14 protein-coding genes are annotated in these 16,382 nt (G+C 61.3%); 7 read left to right on the plus strand and 7 right to left on the minus strand.

The features are described from left to right. Nucleotides 1–10: 10 nt before the first annotated feature. Nucleotides 11–958: an ADP-ribosylglycohydrolase family protein gene (locus CRN80_RS23165; protein ID WP_098951370.1), complete on the plus strand. Its 948-nt coding sequence runs from the start codon at nt 11–13 to the stop codon at nt 956–958. Here CRN80_RS23165 and CRN80_RS23170 read toward each other — a convergent pair. The 5 genes from CRN80_RS23170 to CRN80_RS23190 form a co-directional block, all read right to left on the minus strand. Next, the gene (locus tag CRN80_RS23170; protein WP_098951371.1) at nt 929–2,176 is read right to left on the minus strand and encodes an FAD-binding oxidoreductase; all 1,248 of its coding nucleotides are present in this window, start codon (nt 2,174–2,176) and stop codon (nt 929–931) included. The two genes, CRN80_RS23165 and CRN80_RS23170, sit on opposite strands and share 30 nt — an antisense overlap. Nucleotides 2,177–2,178: 2 nt before the next feature. Beyond that, entirely contained in the window at nt 2,179–3,750 is a 1,572-nt protein-coding gene (locus CRN80_RS23175; protein WP_098951373.1) for an aldehyde dehydrogenase (NADP(+)), read from the minus strand. Between the two features lie 134 nt (nt 3,751–3,884). Next, nucleotides 3,885–4,832, minus strand: a complete 948-nt coding sequence (locus tag CRN80_RS23180) for a dihydrodipicolinate synthase family protein (protein WP_032897145.1) — start codon at nt 4,830–4,832, stop codon at nt 3,885–3,887. Between the two features lie 37 nt (nt 4,833–4,869). After that, entirely contained in the window at nt 4,870–5,796 is a 927-nt protein-coding gene (locus CRN80_RS23185) for a 4-hydroxyproline epimerase (protein ID WP_098951375.1), read from the minus strand. Nucleotides 5,797–5,807: 11 nt separating this feature from the next. After that, on the minus strand, nt 5,808–7,433 hold the full coding sequence (locus tag CRN80_RS23190; protein ID WP_098951377.1) for an APC family permease: 1,626 nt from the start codon (nt 7,431–7,433) through the stop codon (nt 5,808–5,810). Between the two features lie 187 nt (nt 7,434–7,620). Between CRN80_RS23190 and CRN80_RS23195 the strand changes: the two genes are divergently transcribed. Then, nucleotides 7,621–8,409, plus strand: a complete 789-nt coding sequence (locus CRN80_RS23195; RefSeq protein WP_032897151.1) for an AraC family transcriptional regulator — start codon at nt 7,621–7,623, stop codon at nt 8,407–8,409. A gap of 185 nt (nt 8,410–8,594) precedes the next feature. Next, the gene (treS, locus tag CRN80_RS23200) at nt 8,595–10,658 is read left to right on the plus strand and encodes a maltose alpha-D-glucosyltransferase (protein ID WP_098951379.1); all 2,064 of its coding nucleotides are present in this window, start codon (nt 8,595–8,597) and stop codon (nt 10,656–10,658) included. 161 nt (nt 10,659–10,819) lie between these two features. On the opposite strand, the gene CRN80_RS23205 is transcribed toward treS, so the two are convergent. Then, nucleotides 10,820–11,248, minus strand: coding sequence for a glycine zipper domain-containing protein (locus tag CRN80_RS23205; RefSeq protein WP_034135058.1), 429 nt, complete (start codon nt 11,246–11,248; stop codon nt 10,820–10,822). A 224-nt stretch (nt 11,249–11,472) separates the two neighbouring features. Between CRN80_RS23205 and CRN80_RS23210 the strand changes: the two genes are divergently transcribed. Continuing rightward, complete coding sequence (locus CRN80_RS23210) at nt 11,473–11,931, plus strand: Hsp20 family protein (RefSeq protein WP_003191546.1); 459 nt, start codon at nt 11,473–11,475, stop codon at nt 11,929–11,931. Between the two features lie 66 nt (nt 11,932–11,997). Here CRN80_RS23210 and CRN80_RS23215 read toward each other — a convergent pair whose 3' ends face one another. Further along, on the minus strand, nt 11,998–12,894 hold the full coding sequence (locus tag CRN80_RS23215; RefSeq protein ID WP_003191544.1) for a LysR family transcriptional regulator: 897 nt from the start codon (nt 12,892–12,894) through the stop codon (nt 11,998–12,000). 292 nt (nt 12,895–13,186) lie between these two features. Between CRN80_RS23215 and CRN80_RS23220 the strand changes: the two genes are divergently transcribed. From CRN80_RS23220 to pstS, 3 genes are all read left to right on the plus strand, one after another. After that, complete coding sequence (locus CRN80_RS23220) at nt 13,187–13,876, plus strand: isochorismatase family protein (protein WP_032897157.1); 690 nt, start codon at nt 13,187–13,189, stop codon at nt 13,874–13,876. 65 nt (nt 13,877–13,941) lie between these two features. Further along, complete coding sequence (ycaC, locus tag CRN80_RS23225; protein ID WP_003191542.1) at nt 13,942–14,568, plus strand: isochorismate family cysteine hydrolase YcaC; 627 nt, start codon at nt 13,942–13,944, stop codon at nt 14,566–14,568. Between the two features lie 760 nt (nt 14,569–15,328). Then, nucleotides 15,329–16,360 carry a phosphate ABC transporter substrate-binding protein PstS gene (gene pstS / locus CRN80_RS23235; RefSeq protein ID WP_098951382.1) on the plus strand — a complete coding sequence of 344 codons (1,032 nt, stop codon included), beginning with the start codon at nt 15,329–15,331 and terminating at the stop codon, nt 16,358–16,360. The last annotated feature ends 22 nt before the right edge of the window (nt 16,361–16,382 follow it).

Here is a 16,382-nt window from a genome sequence, read left to right on the forward strand (position 1 = left end):
AGGAGTGGCAATGGACATCACGCTTTTGGATCGTTATCGCGGCAGCCTACTTGGGCTGGCGTGTGGCGACGCTGTAGGGACGACCGTTGAATTCATGCCCCGTGGCAGCTTTTCTCCCGTGACGGATATGCTAGGCGGCGGTCCGTTTAGTCTCAAGCCTGGCCAATGGACTGACGATACGTCCATGGCACTGTGTCTGGCCGAAAGCCTGTTGCGCAAAGGCGGTTTTGACGCGGTGGACCAGATGGGGCGTTACCTGAATTGGTGGAAGTGGGGCTACTTGAGTTCTACCGGAGAGTGTTTTGATATCGGCATGACGGTTCGCGAAGCGCTGGAGCAATTTGAGCAAAGTGGCAACGCTTTTGCGGGCTCAACGCATCCGTATTCGGCCGGCAATGGTTCAATGATGCGCCTCGCACCTGTGGTGTTGTTTTACTTTCCAGATAGGGCGCACATCCACCTGTTTGCCGAGCAAAGCTCGCGAACTACTCATGCCGCGCAGGAGGCTATCGAGTGCTGCCTGCTGCTGGCCGAGGCTATCAGCAATGCCCTGAGCGGTGTTCCAAAGAAGCAGGTGCTGAGCTTTTCCCACACTGTGCTGTCGGCCCCTAAGGTCAAGGCTATCGCCTCTGGCGATTATCGCGATAAAACCTCTGCTCAAATCGTTGGCTCAGGTTACGCGGTGGCTTCGCTGGAGGCCGCATTCTGGTGTTTCGATCAGACCTCCAACTTTGCTGACGCGATACTCACCGCCGCCAACCTTGGGGATGATGCAGACACTACTGCCGCAATCGTTGGGCAACTGGCGGGGGCGTATTATGGCGTCCAGGCTATCCCCGCCGATTGGTTGCACAAACTATGGATGCGCGATGAAATTCAAGAAACGGCTGATGCGTTATTCAACATTTCGCACCTACAACAGCATGGTTCAGAAACGATCCAGCCGATAAGGCTGTAGCTCTGGCACCCGCTCACCCGCCGCAAGCTGCCCAACCCGTTCGGCCGTCACCGCTGCTTGTGTCAGCCCCAGATGCTGGTGACCGAACGCAAGCAGTACCTTGCCCTCGCACACCCGGTCAATGATCGGCAGCGAGTCGGGCAGGGACGGGCGAAACCCCATCCAGGGCGTGGCTTCGCTGTCGCTCAGGTCATGTCGGAACAGCCCTTTGCTCAACCGGTGCAACTGCCAGGCCCGTTGGATATTGGCCGGGCGGTCGAGGCCGGCGAATTCGACCGTGCCGGCCAGGCGCAGGCCGCCGGTCATGGGCGTCATGATGAATTTGCGCTCCAGCGACGTGACCGCGAATGGCAGGCGCTGTTGTTCGTGGGGCAGCATCAGGTGGTAACCGCGTTCGGTGTCCAGTGGCACTTGTTTGCCGGTGAGTGCAGCGGTGAGTTTGGCCGAGTGGGCGCCGCAGGCGATCAGCACGTGCTGCGCTGTCAGTACGCCTTGGTCGGTCATCAGGGAAACGCCGCTGCCCTCCAGGCGCGCATCCAGAACCCGCTGCTGAAGAAATTTCACCCCCTCGGCCTTGGCCGCGTTCACCAGTTCGCCAACCACCGTGTACGGGTCCAGAAAGTGCCCGGTAGCCGGGAAGAACAAACCGCCTTGTAGGGCGTCGCTCAGTTGCGGCGCAGCCTTGCGCACTGCGTCGCCGCTCCAGAAGTCCACGGCGACGCCTTGCTGAGTCATGCGGCGCTGCACTGCATCCAGTGCAGCGCGGGATTCGGCGCGCTCATACACCAATAGCGAACCGTCTTCGCGCAGCAGTTGCGCTTGCCCAATCGATTGCAACAAGCGTTGCCACGCGCCCAGGCTGCCTTCGTTCAAGGCGCGAAGGCCCGCCACGGTGCGTTGGTAAGGTGCTCGCCGCAGGTTCAGCAGCAGGCGGATAAACCAGGGCAGGGCGCGGGGCAGGTAGGCCCAGTCCAGGCGCAACGGGCCCATTGGGTCCAGGAGCATGGCGGGCAAGCGCTTGAGGATCGACAGGTCGGCGATGGGGAAGACTTGCTCCGTCGCCAGGTGGCCGGCGTTGCCGTAGGAGGCGCCCATGCCGGGTGCCTGCGCGTCGACCACCACGACTCGCCGGCCTTGGCGTGCCAACTGCAAGGCGCAGGCGACGCCGATGATGCCGGCGCCGACTACTACGATGTCTGCTTGATTGGGTTCGGCCATGGTTATGCTTCTCGCTGGCCGTCGAGCAGGCGCCGCAGCCGCAGCGGGTTGTCGTGCTGCAGGGCAGTGGGCAGCAAGGCGTCCGGGAAGTCCTGGTAACACACCGGGCGCAGGAACCGCAGGATCGCCGCCGTGCCCACCGAGGTGCTGCGCGCATCCGAAGTCGCCGGAAAGGGCCCGCCATGCACCATGGCGTCGCACACTTCTACGCCAGTCGGCCAGCCGTTGACCAGCAGGCGCCCAGCCTTGCGCTCCAGTACCTGCAGCAGTGCCCGTGCGTGTGGCAGGTCGGTGTCATTCATTTGCAGGGTGGCGGTGAGTTGGCCTTCCAGGTGTTCGGACAGCTGGCGCATTTGCTCGACATCGCGGCACTGCACCACCAGCGAGGCGGCGCCAAAGACTTCGGCTTGCAGGTGTTCATTGTTCAGGAACGCCTCGGCCTGGGTCACGAACAAATGGGCCTGGCCCTGGTTCGGCCCGGTTGCTGGCAAGCCGTTGGCGGCAATGTTGGCGTGTTGGGCCAGGGTCTTCACACCGGTTTCGTAGGCGTTGAAGATGCCCGGTGTGAGCATGGTCTGGGCCGAGCAACGCGAGAGCCTGTCACTGGCAGACTGAATAAAGCGGTCCAGAGCGACGCCTTGCAGGGCGATCACCAGGCCAGGGTTGGTGCAGAACTGGCCGGCGCCTTGGGTCAGCGAAGCCACAAACCCTTCGGCTAAGGCTTCACTGCGGGCTTCAAGCGCAGCAGAAAACAGGTACACCGGGTTGATCGAACTCATTTCCGCAAACACCGGGATCGGCTCCGGGCGTGCCTGCGCGGCTTGGCACAGGGCAATGCCGCCACTGCGCGAACCGGTAAAGCCCACGGCCTTGATGCGCGGGTCGCTCACCAGTGCGATACCCACCTCGTTACCCGCGCCGTAGAGCAGTGAAAACACACCCTCCGGCAAGCCACAATGTTTCACCGCCTGGGCGATGGCGCAGCCCACCAGCTCGCTGGTGCCGGGGTGCGCGTTATGCGCCTTGACGATCACCGGGCAACCGGCGGCGAGTGCCGATGCGGTATCGCCGCCCGCCACGGAGAAGGCCAGAGGGAAGTTGCTGGCACCGAACACTGCGACGGGGCCGAGGGCGATATGGCGCTGGCGCAGGTCGGCGCGGGGCAGGGGTTGGCGCTGGGGCTGTGCGGTATCGACGCGCACGTCGAGCCATTCGCCCAGGCGCACGGTGCGGGCAAAAGCGCGCAGTTGGCCGCAGGTACGGCCGCGTTCACCTTCAATGCGTGCGCGAGGCAAGCCGGTTTCGGCGCAGGCGCGTTCGACCAGCTCATCACCCAAGGCTTCGATGTGGGTGGCGATGGTTTCAAGCAACGTGGCACGATTTGCCAAGGTGGTTTCGCGGTAAGCGTCGAACGCGGCCCACGCCAGTGCGCAGGCCTGTTCGACGTGCTGCTCATCCCCGCCAGCGTAGGCGGGTTCCAGCGGGGTGTTGGTGGCGGGGTTGATCGCCCGGATCGCATCGCGATGGCCGGAGATGGATTGCTGACCGATCAGCAGCTTGCCTGTCAGAGTCATGGGGGCATCCTGAAAAACAAAAGAGGTGTTGTAGGAGCGAGCTTGCTCGCGAAAAACGTGCCTACAACGCGTTCATTCAGGGTGAGCGCGTTATCGTTAACGATCTTCGCGAGCAAGCTCGCTCCTACAAAGAATCAAGCGGCGTTCTGTTCTGCCGACCAGTTGGCATACCACTGGCGGAACAGTGCGTACTGCTGCTCGGCATAGCGTCGCTGGGCAGCGCTGAGCCCGTCGGTTTCGTTGAAGTGCAGGGCGTAACCCTGGTCGCCGTTGAGCACCATCAAATGCTTGTAATACAGCACCAGGTCGCAGCCTTCGTCGAACGACGACAATACCGCCAGCGCAGCTTCCAGCTCACGGGCCTGGCGACGCGCCTTGGCATCGCCCTTGGCGGCCTTTTTGCTCAGGGCCACCAGTTGCAGCACTTCGCGGGGCAGTGCATTGCCGATGCCGGTAATGGCGCCGGTGGCGTTGCAGTTGACAAAGCCGTGGACCACTTGGGTATCGACGCCGACCATCAGGGTCACATCGTCGTCCTGGGAGGTGATGTTTTCCGCGGCGTAGCGCAGGTCGGCGGCACCGCCAAACTCCTTGAAGCCGATCAGGTTCGGGTGTTCGCGGCGCAGTTCGAAGAACAGGTCGGCGCGGGTGGCGAAACCGTAGTAGGGGCTGTTATAGATCACCGCCGGCAGGTTGGGGGCCGCGTTGAGGATCGCTGCAAAGTGGGCCTTTTGCGCAGTGACCGAAGCACCTCGGGACAGCACGCGGGGAATGACCATCAAACCATGGGCGCCAACTTTAGCGGCATGGGCTGCGTGGGATACGGCTTCACGGCTGTTCACTGCACCGGTGCCGACGATGGTTGGCACACCCGCCGCCACCAGGCGCGCCACGCCTTCCTGGCGCTGGGCCTCGGTGAGCAGCGGCCAGTCGCCCATGGAGCCGCAATACACCACGGCACTCATGCCGATGTCGATCAGCTCGCGACCCTTGGCCACCAGGGCGTCGAAGTCCGGTTGGCGCTCGGCGGTGCAAGGGGTCATCAGGGCGGGCATGCAGCCGGTGAAGATGTTGTCGCTCATGGTGCTAACTCCGGTTTCAGTTGAATTGTTCAAGGGCTCAGATGCCCCAGGCAAACGGGTCTTGTTCGTCGATCAGCAGGGTGCTGTCGGCGGTCATGTAGGCGCGGCCGGTGATGAAGGGGCGTACGTGTTCACCGTCCCACTCATAGCGGCCGAGGAACTGGCTGCCGGTGATGCTGGCTTGTACCCAGGGTTCTCCTGCGGCCAGTTTTGCGTCGGCGGCCAGGCAGGCGAGCTTGGCGCTGGTGCCGGTGCCGCAGGGGGAGCGGTCATAGGCTTTGCCAGGGCACATCACAAAGTTGCGGCTGTCGGCGTGGGCGTCGTCGGCGAACAGTTCGATATGGTCGATCAGCGCACCGTCTGCACCACGAATGCCTTGGGCCTCGAGAGCCTTGAGCATCGCCCAGGTGTAGTCGGTCAGGGCCTCCACGTTATCCATCTGCAACTCATGGCCATGGTCCGACACCAGGAAAAACCAGTTACCGCCCCAGGCAATGTCGCCCAGCACCACGCCATGCCCAGGCACCTCAACCGGCACCTGTTTGCGATAGCGGTAAGCGGGCACATTGCGCAGGGTCACGCTGCCGTCGTCGTGCAAGGTGGCCGCGACCGGGCCGACCGGCGTATCGAGGCTGTGCACGCCCGGTTGGATCAGCCCCAGGTGGTGCAGTGAGGCAACCAGGCCGATGGTGCCGTGGCCGCACATGCCCAGGTAGCCAGCGTTGTTGAAGAAGATCACCCCGCAGGTCGCTCCCGGTGTGACCGGCGCGCAGTACAGCGCGCCCACCAGTACATCATTGCCTCGGGGCTCCAGCAGGCATGCGCGGCGCCATTGATCGTGGTGGGTGCGCAGGTGGTCCAGTTGGTCGGCGATCGTGTCGCCAACCAGCGCGGGGAAACCGCTCATGACCAGGCGTGTAGGTTCACCGCCGGTGTGTGAGTCAATCACGTGCAGCCGTTTCATAAGGCGCTCCATCAGTGGGTAGTCGGGGACAGTGGGGCGCTGTAGTGCACGTCGCTGACGGCTTCGCTTTCGTCTTCTTCCTGCTCCAGGCGCACCAAGTGGGCGGGCACGCCGGTGGCGGCGCCCCAGTAGTAGATGCCCAGGGCGCAGGCCGCCACCACCAGGGTGTCAAACGGGTGGCTGATCACGCCGATACCGCCAAAGCTGCCGAGTTTGGAGAGCAGGATGGTCACGGCGTAGAAGCCGATCAGCCACGCCGAGGAACGCACCTGTTGCTTGAGGTTCAGGTGCGCGGTCGGCACCCAGCGTGCACACAGCAGGTACACCACAAACATCAGGATTTGCAGGCCCAGCAGCCAGGACACGGTGTTCCAGCCCGACCAGTACACGATCAGCGCAGCGATGATGAACGACAGCGGGCCCAGCACCGCCATGCCCTTGACCCGAAACGGGCGCGCCATGTCGGGTGCATTGCGGCGCAGGGCGGCGACGGTCACCGGGGCCACCGCGTAACTGAGGATCAGGGCAGCGGACACCACGTTGATCAGCGCTTCCCAGGACGGGAACGGCAAGGTCCAGAACACCGACAGGGCAAAGGTCAGCCACAGCGCCGGGCGCGGGATGCCGGACTTTTCATCGATGCGCGTGAAGACCTTGAAGAAGGTGCCGGTCTGCGCCCAGCCATACACCACGCGCGGGGTGGCGTTCATGTAGATGTTGCCGCAGCCGCTGGGGGAGATCACCGCGTCGGCCACCACCAGGTAGGCCAGCCAGCCCACGCCCAGCGCCAGGGCGATATCGCGATAAGGCAGGGCCAGTTCCTTGCTGATGCCGGCCCAGCCATTGGCGAGCATTTCGGTAGGCACGCCGCCGAGGAACGCGGTTTGCAGCAGCACATAGATGGCCGTCGACAGCAGCACCGAGAGGATCAGGGCGATGGGGATGGTGCGCTGTGGATTTTTCACTTCGCTGGCCACCGAAATGATCGGCGTGAGTCCCAGGTAGGCAAAGATCACCCCGCCTGCGGACACGGCCATCTCGATGCCCGACAAGCCGAACGGCGCAAAGCCATGCACCTGGAAGTTCTCCGGCTTGAAGAAGGTGAACAGCACGCCGATCACCAGCAATGGCACGATGAACTTGAACACGCTCACCAGGTTATTGGCGATGGCAAAGGTCTTCACGCTGCGGTAATTGAGGACGAAGAACAGGCACAGCAAAGCAAATTGCACCAGCCAGCCCAAGGTAGTCGGGTCGCTGGAGCCGGCCCTGGTCAGTTGGGGAAACCAGGCTGCCGCATATTGGCGCGAGGCGACCACTTCAATCGCCACCAGGCTGGAAAACGCGATCAGCGTGATAAAGCCCATCAGGTAACCCAGCAACGGGCCATGGGAGTACACCGGGTAGCGCACCACGCCGCCAGCGCGGGGCAGGGCGGCGCCGAGTTCGCAGTAGACAATGCCCAGCAACAGCACGGCGAAACCACCGAGCAACCAGGAAAAAATCCCGGCCGGGCCTGCGATGGCAGACACGTGGCTGGCAGCGAATAACCAACCCGAACCGAAGATGGCCCCCAGCCCGATAAAGGTGAGGTCCATCAGTGACAGCTGTTTCTTGAACTTGCCTTGGCCTGACATAGCGGCGCCTTCTTGTGAGTTATTGGATAGGCATGCAGTGGCGCTATCCTGAACCCACAGGCCTGGCTGAGGATTGATGTTTTATGCGGCGATGGATGACGAATTCAGCACAATTTGCCGCGCTCGACAGCGCTCGTCCCATGGCGCAATCTGCGGGCTGTCGACGAATAAAGGGGCAGATAAAGTCATGTTGCAGAGCGCGTTCGCGAGCCTTTTCCAGGGCAGCCGACCCCACAGCATCGAGCAGCTATTGAGCGGGGTAGAGCAGTTGCTGCCGATGCTCGATGTACTGCCCAATGCCGCGATTTTCATCAAGGACATCGACGCCCGCTACGTGCTCGCTAACCGCACCCTGGTGCAACGCTGCGGCCTCAAGCAACTGCAACCGTTGCTGGGCAAGACCAGCGCTGAAGTGTTTCCCGCGCAATTGGGCCCCGGCTATACCGAGCAGGACCGGCGCGTGCTGAAGCAAGGCCTGGTGTTGGAGGATCAACTCGAATTGCACCTCTACGGCACCCGCGAACCCGGCTGGTGCCTGACCCACAAGTGGCCGCTGTACAACCAGCTCGGCGCGATCATCGGCCTGGCCGGGATCTCGGTAGACCTGCAATCGGCCAGTGAAACCCACCCGGCCTATCAGCGCCTGGCGGCGGTGGACGAACACATCCGCAGCCATTTCAACCGCCGCGTCACCCTGGGTGAATTGACCCGCATCGCCGGGATTTCTGTGGCGCAACTGGAGCGCTACTGCAAGCGCGTGTTTCACCTCACGCCCCGGCAAATGATCCAGAAAGTCCGGCTGGAACATGCCCGGCGGTTGTTGCATACCGAGCTGCCGATTACCGAGGTGGCGCTGCAATGCGGCTACACCGACCACAGCGCGTTTACCCGGCAGTTCAAATCCTCTACAGGCTTCACTCCAAGGCAGTACCGGCAAGCCACACAAGGCGGCAGCGCAGGTGAATGTCTTCTGTAGGAGCGAGCGTGCTCGCGAAAAACCTCAACGATAACGCGGGCGTCCTGAATGAACGCGGCGCCTGTGAGTTTTTCGCGAGCAAGCTCGCTCCTAAAGGGTAAGCGTTCTAATGCGATGCAACGAATGCCGCCCGCGCCCCTCATATGCTTACACCGACACTTTTCACCACGACAGGTACCGAGCTTATGACCGCGGCGAACAACGATCATGTGAACTGGCTGGTGCAACATTCCATGCTCCACGCAGCGCGGCAGCGGGCCAAGCTGTATTCGGGGCAAGGTCGCTTGTGGCAGCAGCCCTATGCCCAGACACGGCCGCGTGACGCTTCGGCCTTGTCGTCCGTGTGGTTCACTGCCTACCCCGCGTCGATTGTCACCCGCGAAGGCGGTACCGTGCTGGAAGCGCTGGGCGACGAAACCTTGTGGCATACCCTGTCCAAAATCGGTATCCAGGGCATTCACAACGGCCCGTTGAAGAAGTCCGGTGGTTTGTCTGGCACCGAGCACACCCCGACCATCGACGGCAATTTCGACCGCATCAGCTTCGACATCGACCCGCAACTGGGCACAGAGGCGCAGTTACAGGCGTTGACGCGCATGGCTGCCGCGCACAATGCGGTGATCATCGACGATGTGATCCCGTCCCACACCGGCAAAGGCGCGGATTTTCGCCTGGCAGAAATGGCCTATGAGGACTATCCGGGCCTCTACCACATGGTCGAAATCCGCGAGGAAGACTGGCCGTTGCTGCCTGACGTGGCCGACGGGCGTGATGCACAAAACCTCAGCCCCTCCCAGGTAGACGCACTGCGCGACAAGCACTACATCGTCGGCCAATTGCAGCGGGTGATTTTCTTCGAGCCCGGCGTCAAGGAAACCGACTGGAGCGCCACCCCGGTGGTGCTCGGCGTGGATGGCAAGCCGCGACGCTGGGTGTACCTGCATTACTTCAAGGAAGGCCAGCCGTCGCTGAACTGGCTTGACCCTTCGTTTGCTGCGCAGCAGATGATCATTGGTGATGCGTTGCACGCCATTGATGTGATGGGCGCGAAAATCCTGCGCCTGGACGCCAACGGCTTTCTCGGCGTGGAGCGCAAGCTCGATGGCACGGCCTGGTCCGAAAGCCATCCGCTGTCGATCACCGGCAATCAGTTGCTCGGCGGCGCCATTCGCAAGGCGGGCGGGTTCAGTTTTCAGGAGCTCAACCTCACTGTGGACGACATCGCATCCATGTCCCACGGCGGCGCCGACCTGTCCTATGACTTCATCACCCGGCCGGCCTACCAGCATGCTTTGTTGATGGGCGACACCGAGTTCCTGCGCCTGATGCTGCGGCAGATGCACAGCCTCGGCATCGACCCTGGCTCGCTGATTCACGCGCTACAGAACCACGATGAACTGACCCTGGAGCTGGTGCACTTCTGGACGCTGCACGCCCATGACAGCTTCCTGTTCCAGGGCCAGACCTTTCCCGGCAACATCCTGCGCGAGCATATCCGCGAGCAGATGTACGAACGCCTGACCGGCGAACATGCGCCGTATAACCTCAAGTTCGTCACCAACGGCGTGTCCTGCACCACCGCCAGCATCATCACCGCAGCCCTGGGGATTCGTGACCTGGAGGCGATCACCCCGACGGATATCCAGCAGATTCGCCAGATCCACTTGCTGCTGGTGATGTACAACGCCATGCAACCTGGGGTGTTTGCCTTGTCCGGCTGGGACCTGGTGGGCGCGTTGCCGTTGGCGGCCGAAGACGTGGCGCACCTGATGGCCGATGGCGACACGCGCTGGATCCACCGTGGCGCCTATGATCTGGTAGACCTGAACCCCGACGCCGAACTGTCGGCGGGGCAAATGCCGCGTTCCAAAAGCCTGTATGGCAGCCTGAACAGCCAACTGCAGGACCCGGAGTCCTTTGCCTCCCAACTGCAAAAAATCCTCGCCGTGCGCCGCGCCTACGACATCGCCGCCAGCCGCCAGATCCTGGTGCCAGATGTCGAGCATCCCGGCTTGCTGATCATGGTTCACGAACTGCCGGCGGGTAAGGGCACGCAAATCACTGCGCTGAACTTTGGTGCCACGCCAATCACCGAAACCCTGCACCTGCCCAACATCGCACCGGGGCCGGTGGTGGATATCATCAATGAGCGGGTGGAAGGCGATTTGACCGAGGAGGGCGCGTTCACGATCACGCTGGACGCTTATGAAGGGCTGGCGTTGCGGGTGGTGAGCAGCACGCCGATGTAAAGGGATATTGGCCCTGGCAAACCGTAAACGTCATCGCCTACTGTAGGAGCGAGCTTGCTCGCGAAAAACGTCAACGATAACGCGAGCTTCCTGAATAAAAGCGGCGTCTGTGAGTTTTTCGCGAGCAAGCTCGCTCCTACATGGCAAGTCGTGCCAGACGATCAGTGGTGCTTGTTCTTGTGCTTATGTTTGTTGCCTTTGTGCTTGCCACCACCGGAACGATGACCGCTCTCGTCATCGGCCAGATTATTACCCAGCGCGCCACCGGCTGCGCCGCCCACGCCCGCGCCGATGGTCGAACCGGTGGAGCCGCCCAGGCGATTGCCAATCAGCGAACCGCCCGCCGAGCCCAAACCGCCGCCAATCGCCGCTTCGGTCTTGTTACCCTTTTGCGCACCCACCGCACTCCCGGCGGCGCCACCTACGCCTGCGCCAATGGCTGCGCCAGTCGAGCCACCGAGCTGCTGGCCCACCACATTGCCCAACACACCGCCGACACCGCCTCCCAGCGCCGCCGTACCATCTCCAGCGGCCAGAGCGCCTTGGGAGATCAGGATGCCCAATGCCAGGGCCGGGAATGTCATTTTCATTTTTTGTACCTCAAGGGCTGTCTCAGGCGCTCACGGGTTAAAGCACGCCTGGCAGTGTGATTAGAGCACAGGCCACCGCACCAGGGGTTCGGTGATAGCTCCTTGCACAAAAAATTTTTTTCAGCCCTCTTGAATTCCTTTTGCGCGTCCATAAATTTTTGATCACGCGATGCCGAATCCGGGTCGCGTACTAAATCACTTGGAGAAACTCAGGAGATTTTAAAATGGCTACTACCCTGTCGTTGGCCCCACTGTTCCGTCAATCGGTGGGCTTTGATCGCTTCAATGACCTGTTCGAGTCGGCGCTGCGCAGCGAGGCTCCGAATTCCTATCCACCTCACAACGTGGAAAAGCACGGTGACGACGCGTACCGCATTGTCATCGCCGTCGCTGGCCTGACCGAGGAGGATCTGGATATCCAGGTCGAGAGGGGTGTATTGACGGTTTCCGGCGGAAAACGCGAAACCGACGATAAGGTCGCTTACCTGCACCAGGGCATTGCCCAACGTGCGTTCCGGTTGTCGTTCCGCTTGGCCGACCATATCGAAGTACGTGGCGCATCCCTGACCAACGGTTTGCTCAACATCGACCTGCTGCGTGAAGTGCCTGAAGAGGCCAAGCCAAAACGCATCATGATTGGTGGCGAGGCCAAGCCCGAGCTGCGTCAGGTCAGCTTGCAGTAAAACAATCGGCGGTAAAAAGGCGCTCTGCGGAGCGCCTTTTTTGTGCGCGCTGCAAACCCAGGTCCGCTAAGCCTGGGTGTTGGGTGCAAACAACTGCCTGGCCTCGGCAAAGCATTTCTCGGCGATGGCCGAGCGCGGTTCGGTCTTGCGCATCACCATGCCCAAGGGCGCTAGGACGCTGGCATCCGGCAGGTGAATAAACGCCAGGTTCTCGATGGGGCTTTCCAGGCCACTGTCCAACGGCATGATCGCGCAGCAGAAGCCTTCGTGAATGGCCTGGAACAGTTGATAGGTGGAGTCGCTTTCCAGAATCGGCTGGGGATCGAGACCGCGGCTGCGGAAACTCAAGTCGATGGATTTTCGGTAGTGCATGCCATTGCTGATCATCCCCAGGGGCAGCTCGGCGGCTTCTTCCCAGCTCATCTGCGTGCCTTCGAAGTGGAAGTGGCGGGTGTCGTACAGCAGGCCGACACGGGTCTCGCCCAGTTCGAAAAACTCCAGGTAGTTGGGGCTGACGTGGTCCAGGTAGCACACGCCCAGGTCCAACTGGTTGGTGCCCAGGGCTTCGATGATTTTGTCCGAGCTCATGGAGGTGAGGCTGAACTTGAGTTCCGGGAAGCTGTGGGACAAGCCCTGGATGAAGCTGATCGGGTTGAAGCCGCTCAGGGGCACCAGGCCCAAGCGCAGGTTACCGACCAACTGGCCGCGACACGCAGCGGCTTCGGCGAACAGGCCGTCGTGGGCGGCGAGTAAGGTCCTGGCCCAGGCCAGAACGCGTTCGCCGGCCTGGGTGAAGCCTTCGAAGCGTTGGCCACGGGTCACCAGCTCCAGGCCCAGTTCTTCCTCCAGGTTGCGCAGGCGCATCGACAGGGTGGGCTGGGTGATGTTGCAGCGGGCGGCGGCCTGGCCGAAATGGCGGGTCTGCTCCAGCGCGATCAGGAATTTAAGTTGTTTGATGTCCATGAAGGCACCTGCCTGGAAATGAGCCGATGATCGCATTGTAACGACCGGCACGTCCAAGTGCCCTTGCCACGGTGCAGTGGCATTGTTCCATTTCTGGGATGGAGCGGCCCGTTTCAGCTACTACCTAACCCCGAACGCGATGACTAAGGTGGTCCCACTGTTTTTTTGGGTGGGCCAGCTGACACACGTCCAGGTCGCTGCCCAAGCGTGTCTTTACAGGAAGTACAGGCACAGCCGGGCGCAGCTCCGGCGCACACGCCAGGGAGGTATCGCCAAGCAAGAGGAAATGCAAATGACTGCATCAGGTAACGCTGCAAACTTCAATGGTCAAAAGCCAACGATTGACCCCGCTGACACCGCCATGTTGCTGATCGACCACCAGAGTGGTCTGTTCCAGATCGTCAAGGACATTGATGTTCCTCAATTGCGTGCCAACGCCATCGCGCTGGCCAAGGCCGCAACCCTGCTGAAAATACCGGTCATCACCACCGCTTCGGTGCCGCAGGGCCCCAACGGCCCGTTGATTCCGGAAATCCACGAAGCCGCGCCGCACGCGCAGTATGTGGCTCGCCGTGGCGAAATCAACGCGTGGGACAACCCTGAGTTCCATGCTGCCGTCAAAGCCACCGGCAAGAAGACCCTGGTAATCGCCGGCACCCTGACCAGCGTATGCCTGGCGTTCCCGTCCATTGCGGCGGTGCATGAAGGCTACAAGGTGTTCGCGGTGGTCGATGCCTCGGGCAACCACTCCAGGCTGGCCACCGACCTGACCGTCGCACGCCTGGCCCAGGCCGGTGTCGTGCCGATCGACATCATGGGCACGCTGTCGGAGCTGCAAGGTTCCTGGAACCGCCCGGATGCCCAGGAGTGGGCCAACGTCTACACCCAGGCCATGCCGCACTACCAGCTTCTGATCGAGAGCTACATCAAGGCCCAGGAAGTGGCAAACAACCACGAAGTACTAGACTCACAGCGCACCTAAATACGCTGGGGCCTTTTGCGGTAAGCCCATGTTGGGCGCTGCCTCTATTTATCAGGAGTATGAAGATGTCTACACCTTACGTTCGTTTGGACAAAGACAACGCCGCGGTGCTGTTGGTCGACCATCAGGCCGGCTTGCTGTCATTGGTCCGTGACATCGACCCGGACAAATTCAAGAATAACGTGCTGGCCCTGGCTGACCTGGCCAAGTACTTCAAGTTGCCGACCATCCTCACCACCAGTTTCGAAACCGGCCCCAACGGCCCGCTGGTGCCCGAGCTCAAGGCGCTGTTCCCGGATGCGCCGTACATTGCGCGCCCAGGCCAGATCAACGCCTGGGACAACGAAGATTTCGTCAAGGCCATCAAGGCCACCGGCAAGAAGCAATTGATCATTGCCGGCGTCGTGACCGAAGTGTGCGTGGCGTTCCCGGCGCTGTCGGCCCTGGCCGAAGGCTTTGAAGTGTTTGTGGTCACCGATGCCTCCGGCACTTTCAACGAACTGACCCAGCAATCGGCCTGGGCTCGCATGTCGGCCAACGGCGCGCAACTGATGACCTGGTTTGGCCTGGCCTGCGAGCTGCATCGCGACTGGCGCAACGACATCGAGGGCTTGGGGACGTTGTTCTCCAACCACATTCCGGACTACCGCAACCTGTTCACCAGCTACAACGCGTTGACTGAAGGCAAGTGAGCCTGATGGCAGGCTGCCGCTAGCCCTGGGGGTGACAGTAGAGCACCTATTTCCCTGACACCCTTAGGTCCAAATGTGGGAGCTGGCTTGCCTGCGATGGCCATAGGTATCTACACAACTTTGTAGGCTGTAGCAGCAAACGGTAACCACGATGCGAAGCGAGCGGCTCTTGATCTGCTTTTGATCTTAGGCGCCCCGTCAAACCACGCTGGCCGGAATTCGCCAGGGATTTGGGGGGTAAACCGGCAGGGATGCCGGTTTAGCCGCCCCGCGCCATGGATGGCGCGTGGCGGCGGCCCCCCAAATCACTGGCGGATTACGGGCACACCGAGCCTAGGCGAGGTGCCGAGTGGTGGGGCAAGAGCGTTTTGCTTACTTTTGCGCTTTTCAAAAGTGAGCCGCTGTCAGAGCGGAACCCTAGGTGGCCGTTACCGCAGGAATGGATATGTACACGGTCTAACTGCGTTGACTGTCAGGCCGCCATCGCAGGCAAGCCAGCTCCCACATTTGGATCGCGGTGCGTCAGTTAGAACAGCGTCGGCTATCCGGTCGTCGCGGGACCAAGCTCCCTGCCACTGGATCAGAGCCGCTAGAAGGAAGACAGCACTCTAGTCTTATTTTGTTACTAACCCACGTCCTAAAAATTCAGCCCTGTGGCGGCAAAGTGGGACAAATCGCCATCTCGCCATTCAATTTTCATAAAAATGTAACAACCCTGCTTCACAGTTCGGGAGCCCGTCACCACAACGAGTTCCTTTTAATGAAAAGCTTGATGAAGTCCGCAGCACTCGCCATTACGGTATCCCTGTGTGCCTCCTCCGTGACCTTCGCCGCCGAGAACGTACGCCTCACCGGCTCCGGCGCCAGCTTCCCTGCACCGATCTACCTCACCTGGTTCAAGGATTTCAGCAAGAAGACCGCTGGCGTCACCGTGGATTACCAATCCAAGGGCAGCGGCGCAGGTGTGCAGGACTTCCTGAATAAAACCGTCGACTTCGCCGCCAGTGACTCGGCCATGAAAGACGAAGACATCGCCAAGGTCGCCGAAGGCGTGCAACTGCTGCCAATGACCGCCGGTGAAATCGTGCTGGCGTATAACCTGCCGGGCAATCCCAAGGGCCTCAAGCTGCCACGCGATGTTTACTCCAATATCTTCCTGGGCAAGATCACCAAGTGGAACGACCCACAGATCGTTGCTGCCAACCCGGACCTGAAGCTCACCGACACGCCAATCACTGTAGTGGTACGCGCAGACTCCAGCGGCACCACAGCGGTATTTACCAAGCACCTGTCCACCATTAACCCTGAATTCAAAACCGCGCTGGGGGAGGGCAACACCGTCAACTGGCCGGCCAGCGACAAATTCATCAAATCGCCCAAGAACGATGGTGTGACCGCTACCGTACGCCAGACCCCAGGCGCGATTGGCTACATCGAGTACGGCTTCGCCAAACTGGCCAAGGTTGACTTCGCCCAGTTGCAGAACAAGGCCGGCCAGTACGTAGTGCCAAACGCCGAAAGCGGCGCCGAGGCCCTGGCCGCCGTGAAGATGCCGGAAAGCCTGGTGGCCTGGTTGCCGGACCCGGACGGTGCCAAGTCTTACCCGATCACCTCGTACACCTGGATGATTTTCCGCAAGGACAACGGCAACCCCGCCAAGGCCAAGGCCATGCGCGAAATGGTTGAGTACAGCCTGACCGAGGGGCAGAAAATCGCCGACTCGATGGGGTACATCCCGCTGCCGCCATCGGTGGTAGAGCAGGTTCGCAAAGCCTCCGCCAACATTCAGTAACACCCGTGAGGCCGCTCTCGGT

The sequence above is a fragment of the Pseudomonas sp. FDAARGOS_380 genome (assembly GCF_002591235.1).
GTDB classification, from domain to species: Bacteria; Pseudomonadota; Gammaproteobacteria; order Pseudomonadales; family Pseudomonadaceae; genus Aquipseudomonas; species Aquipseudomonas salmasensis.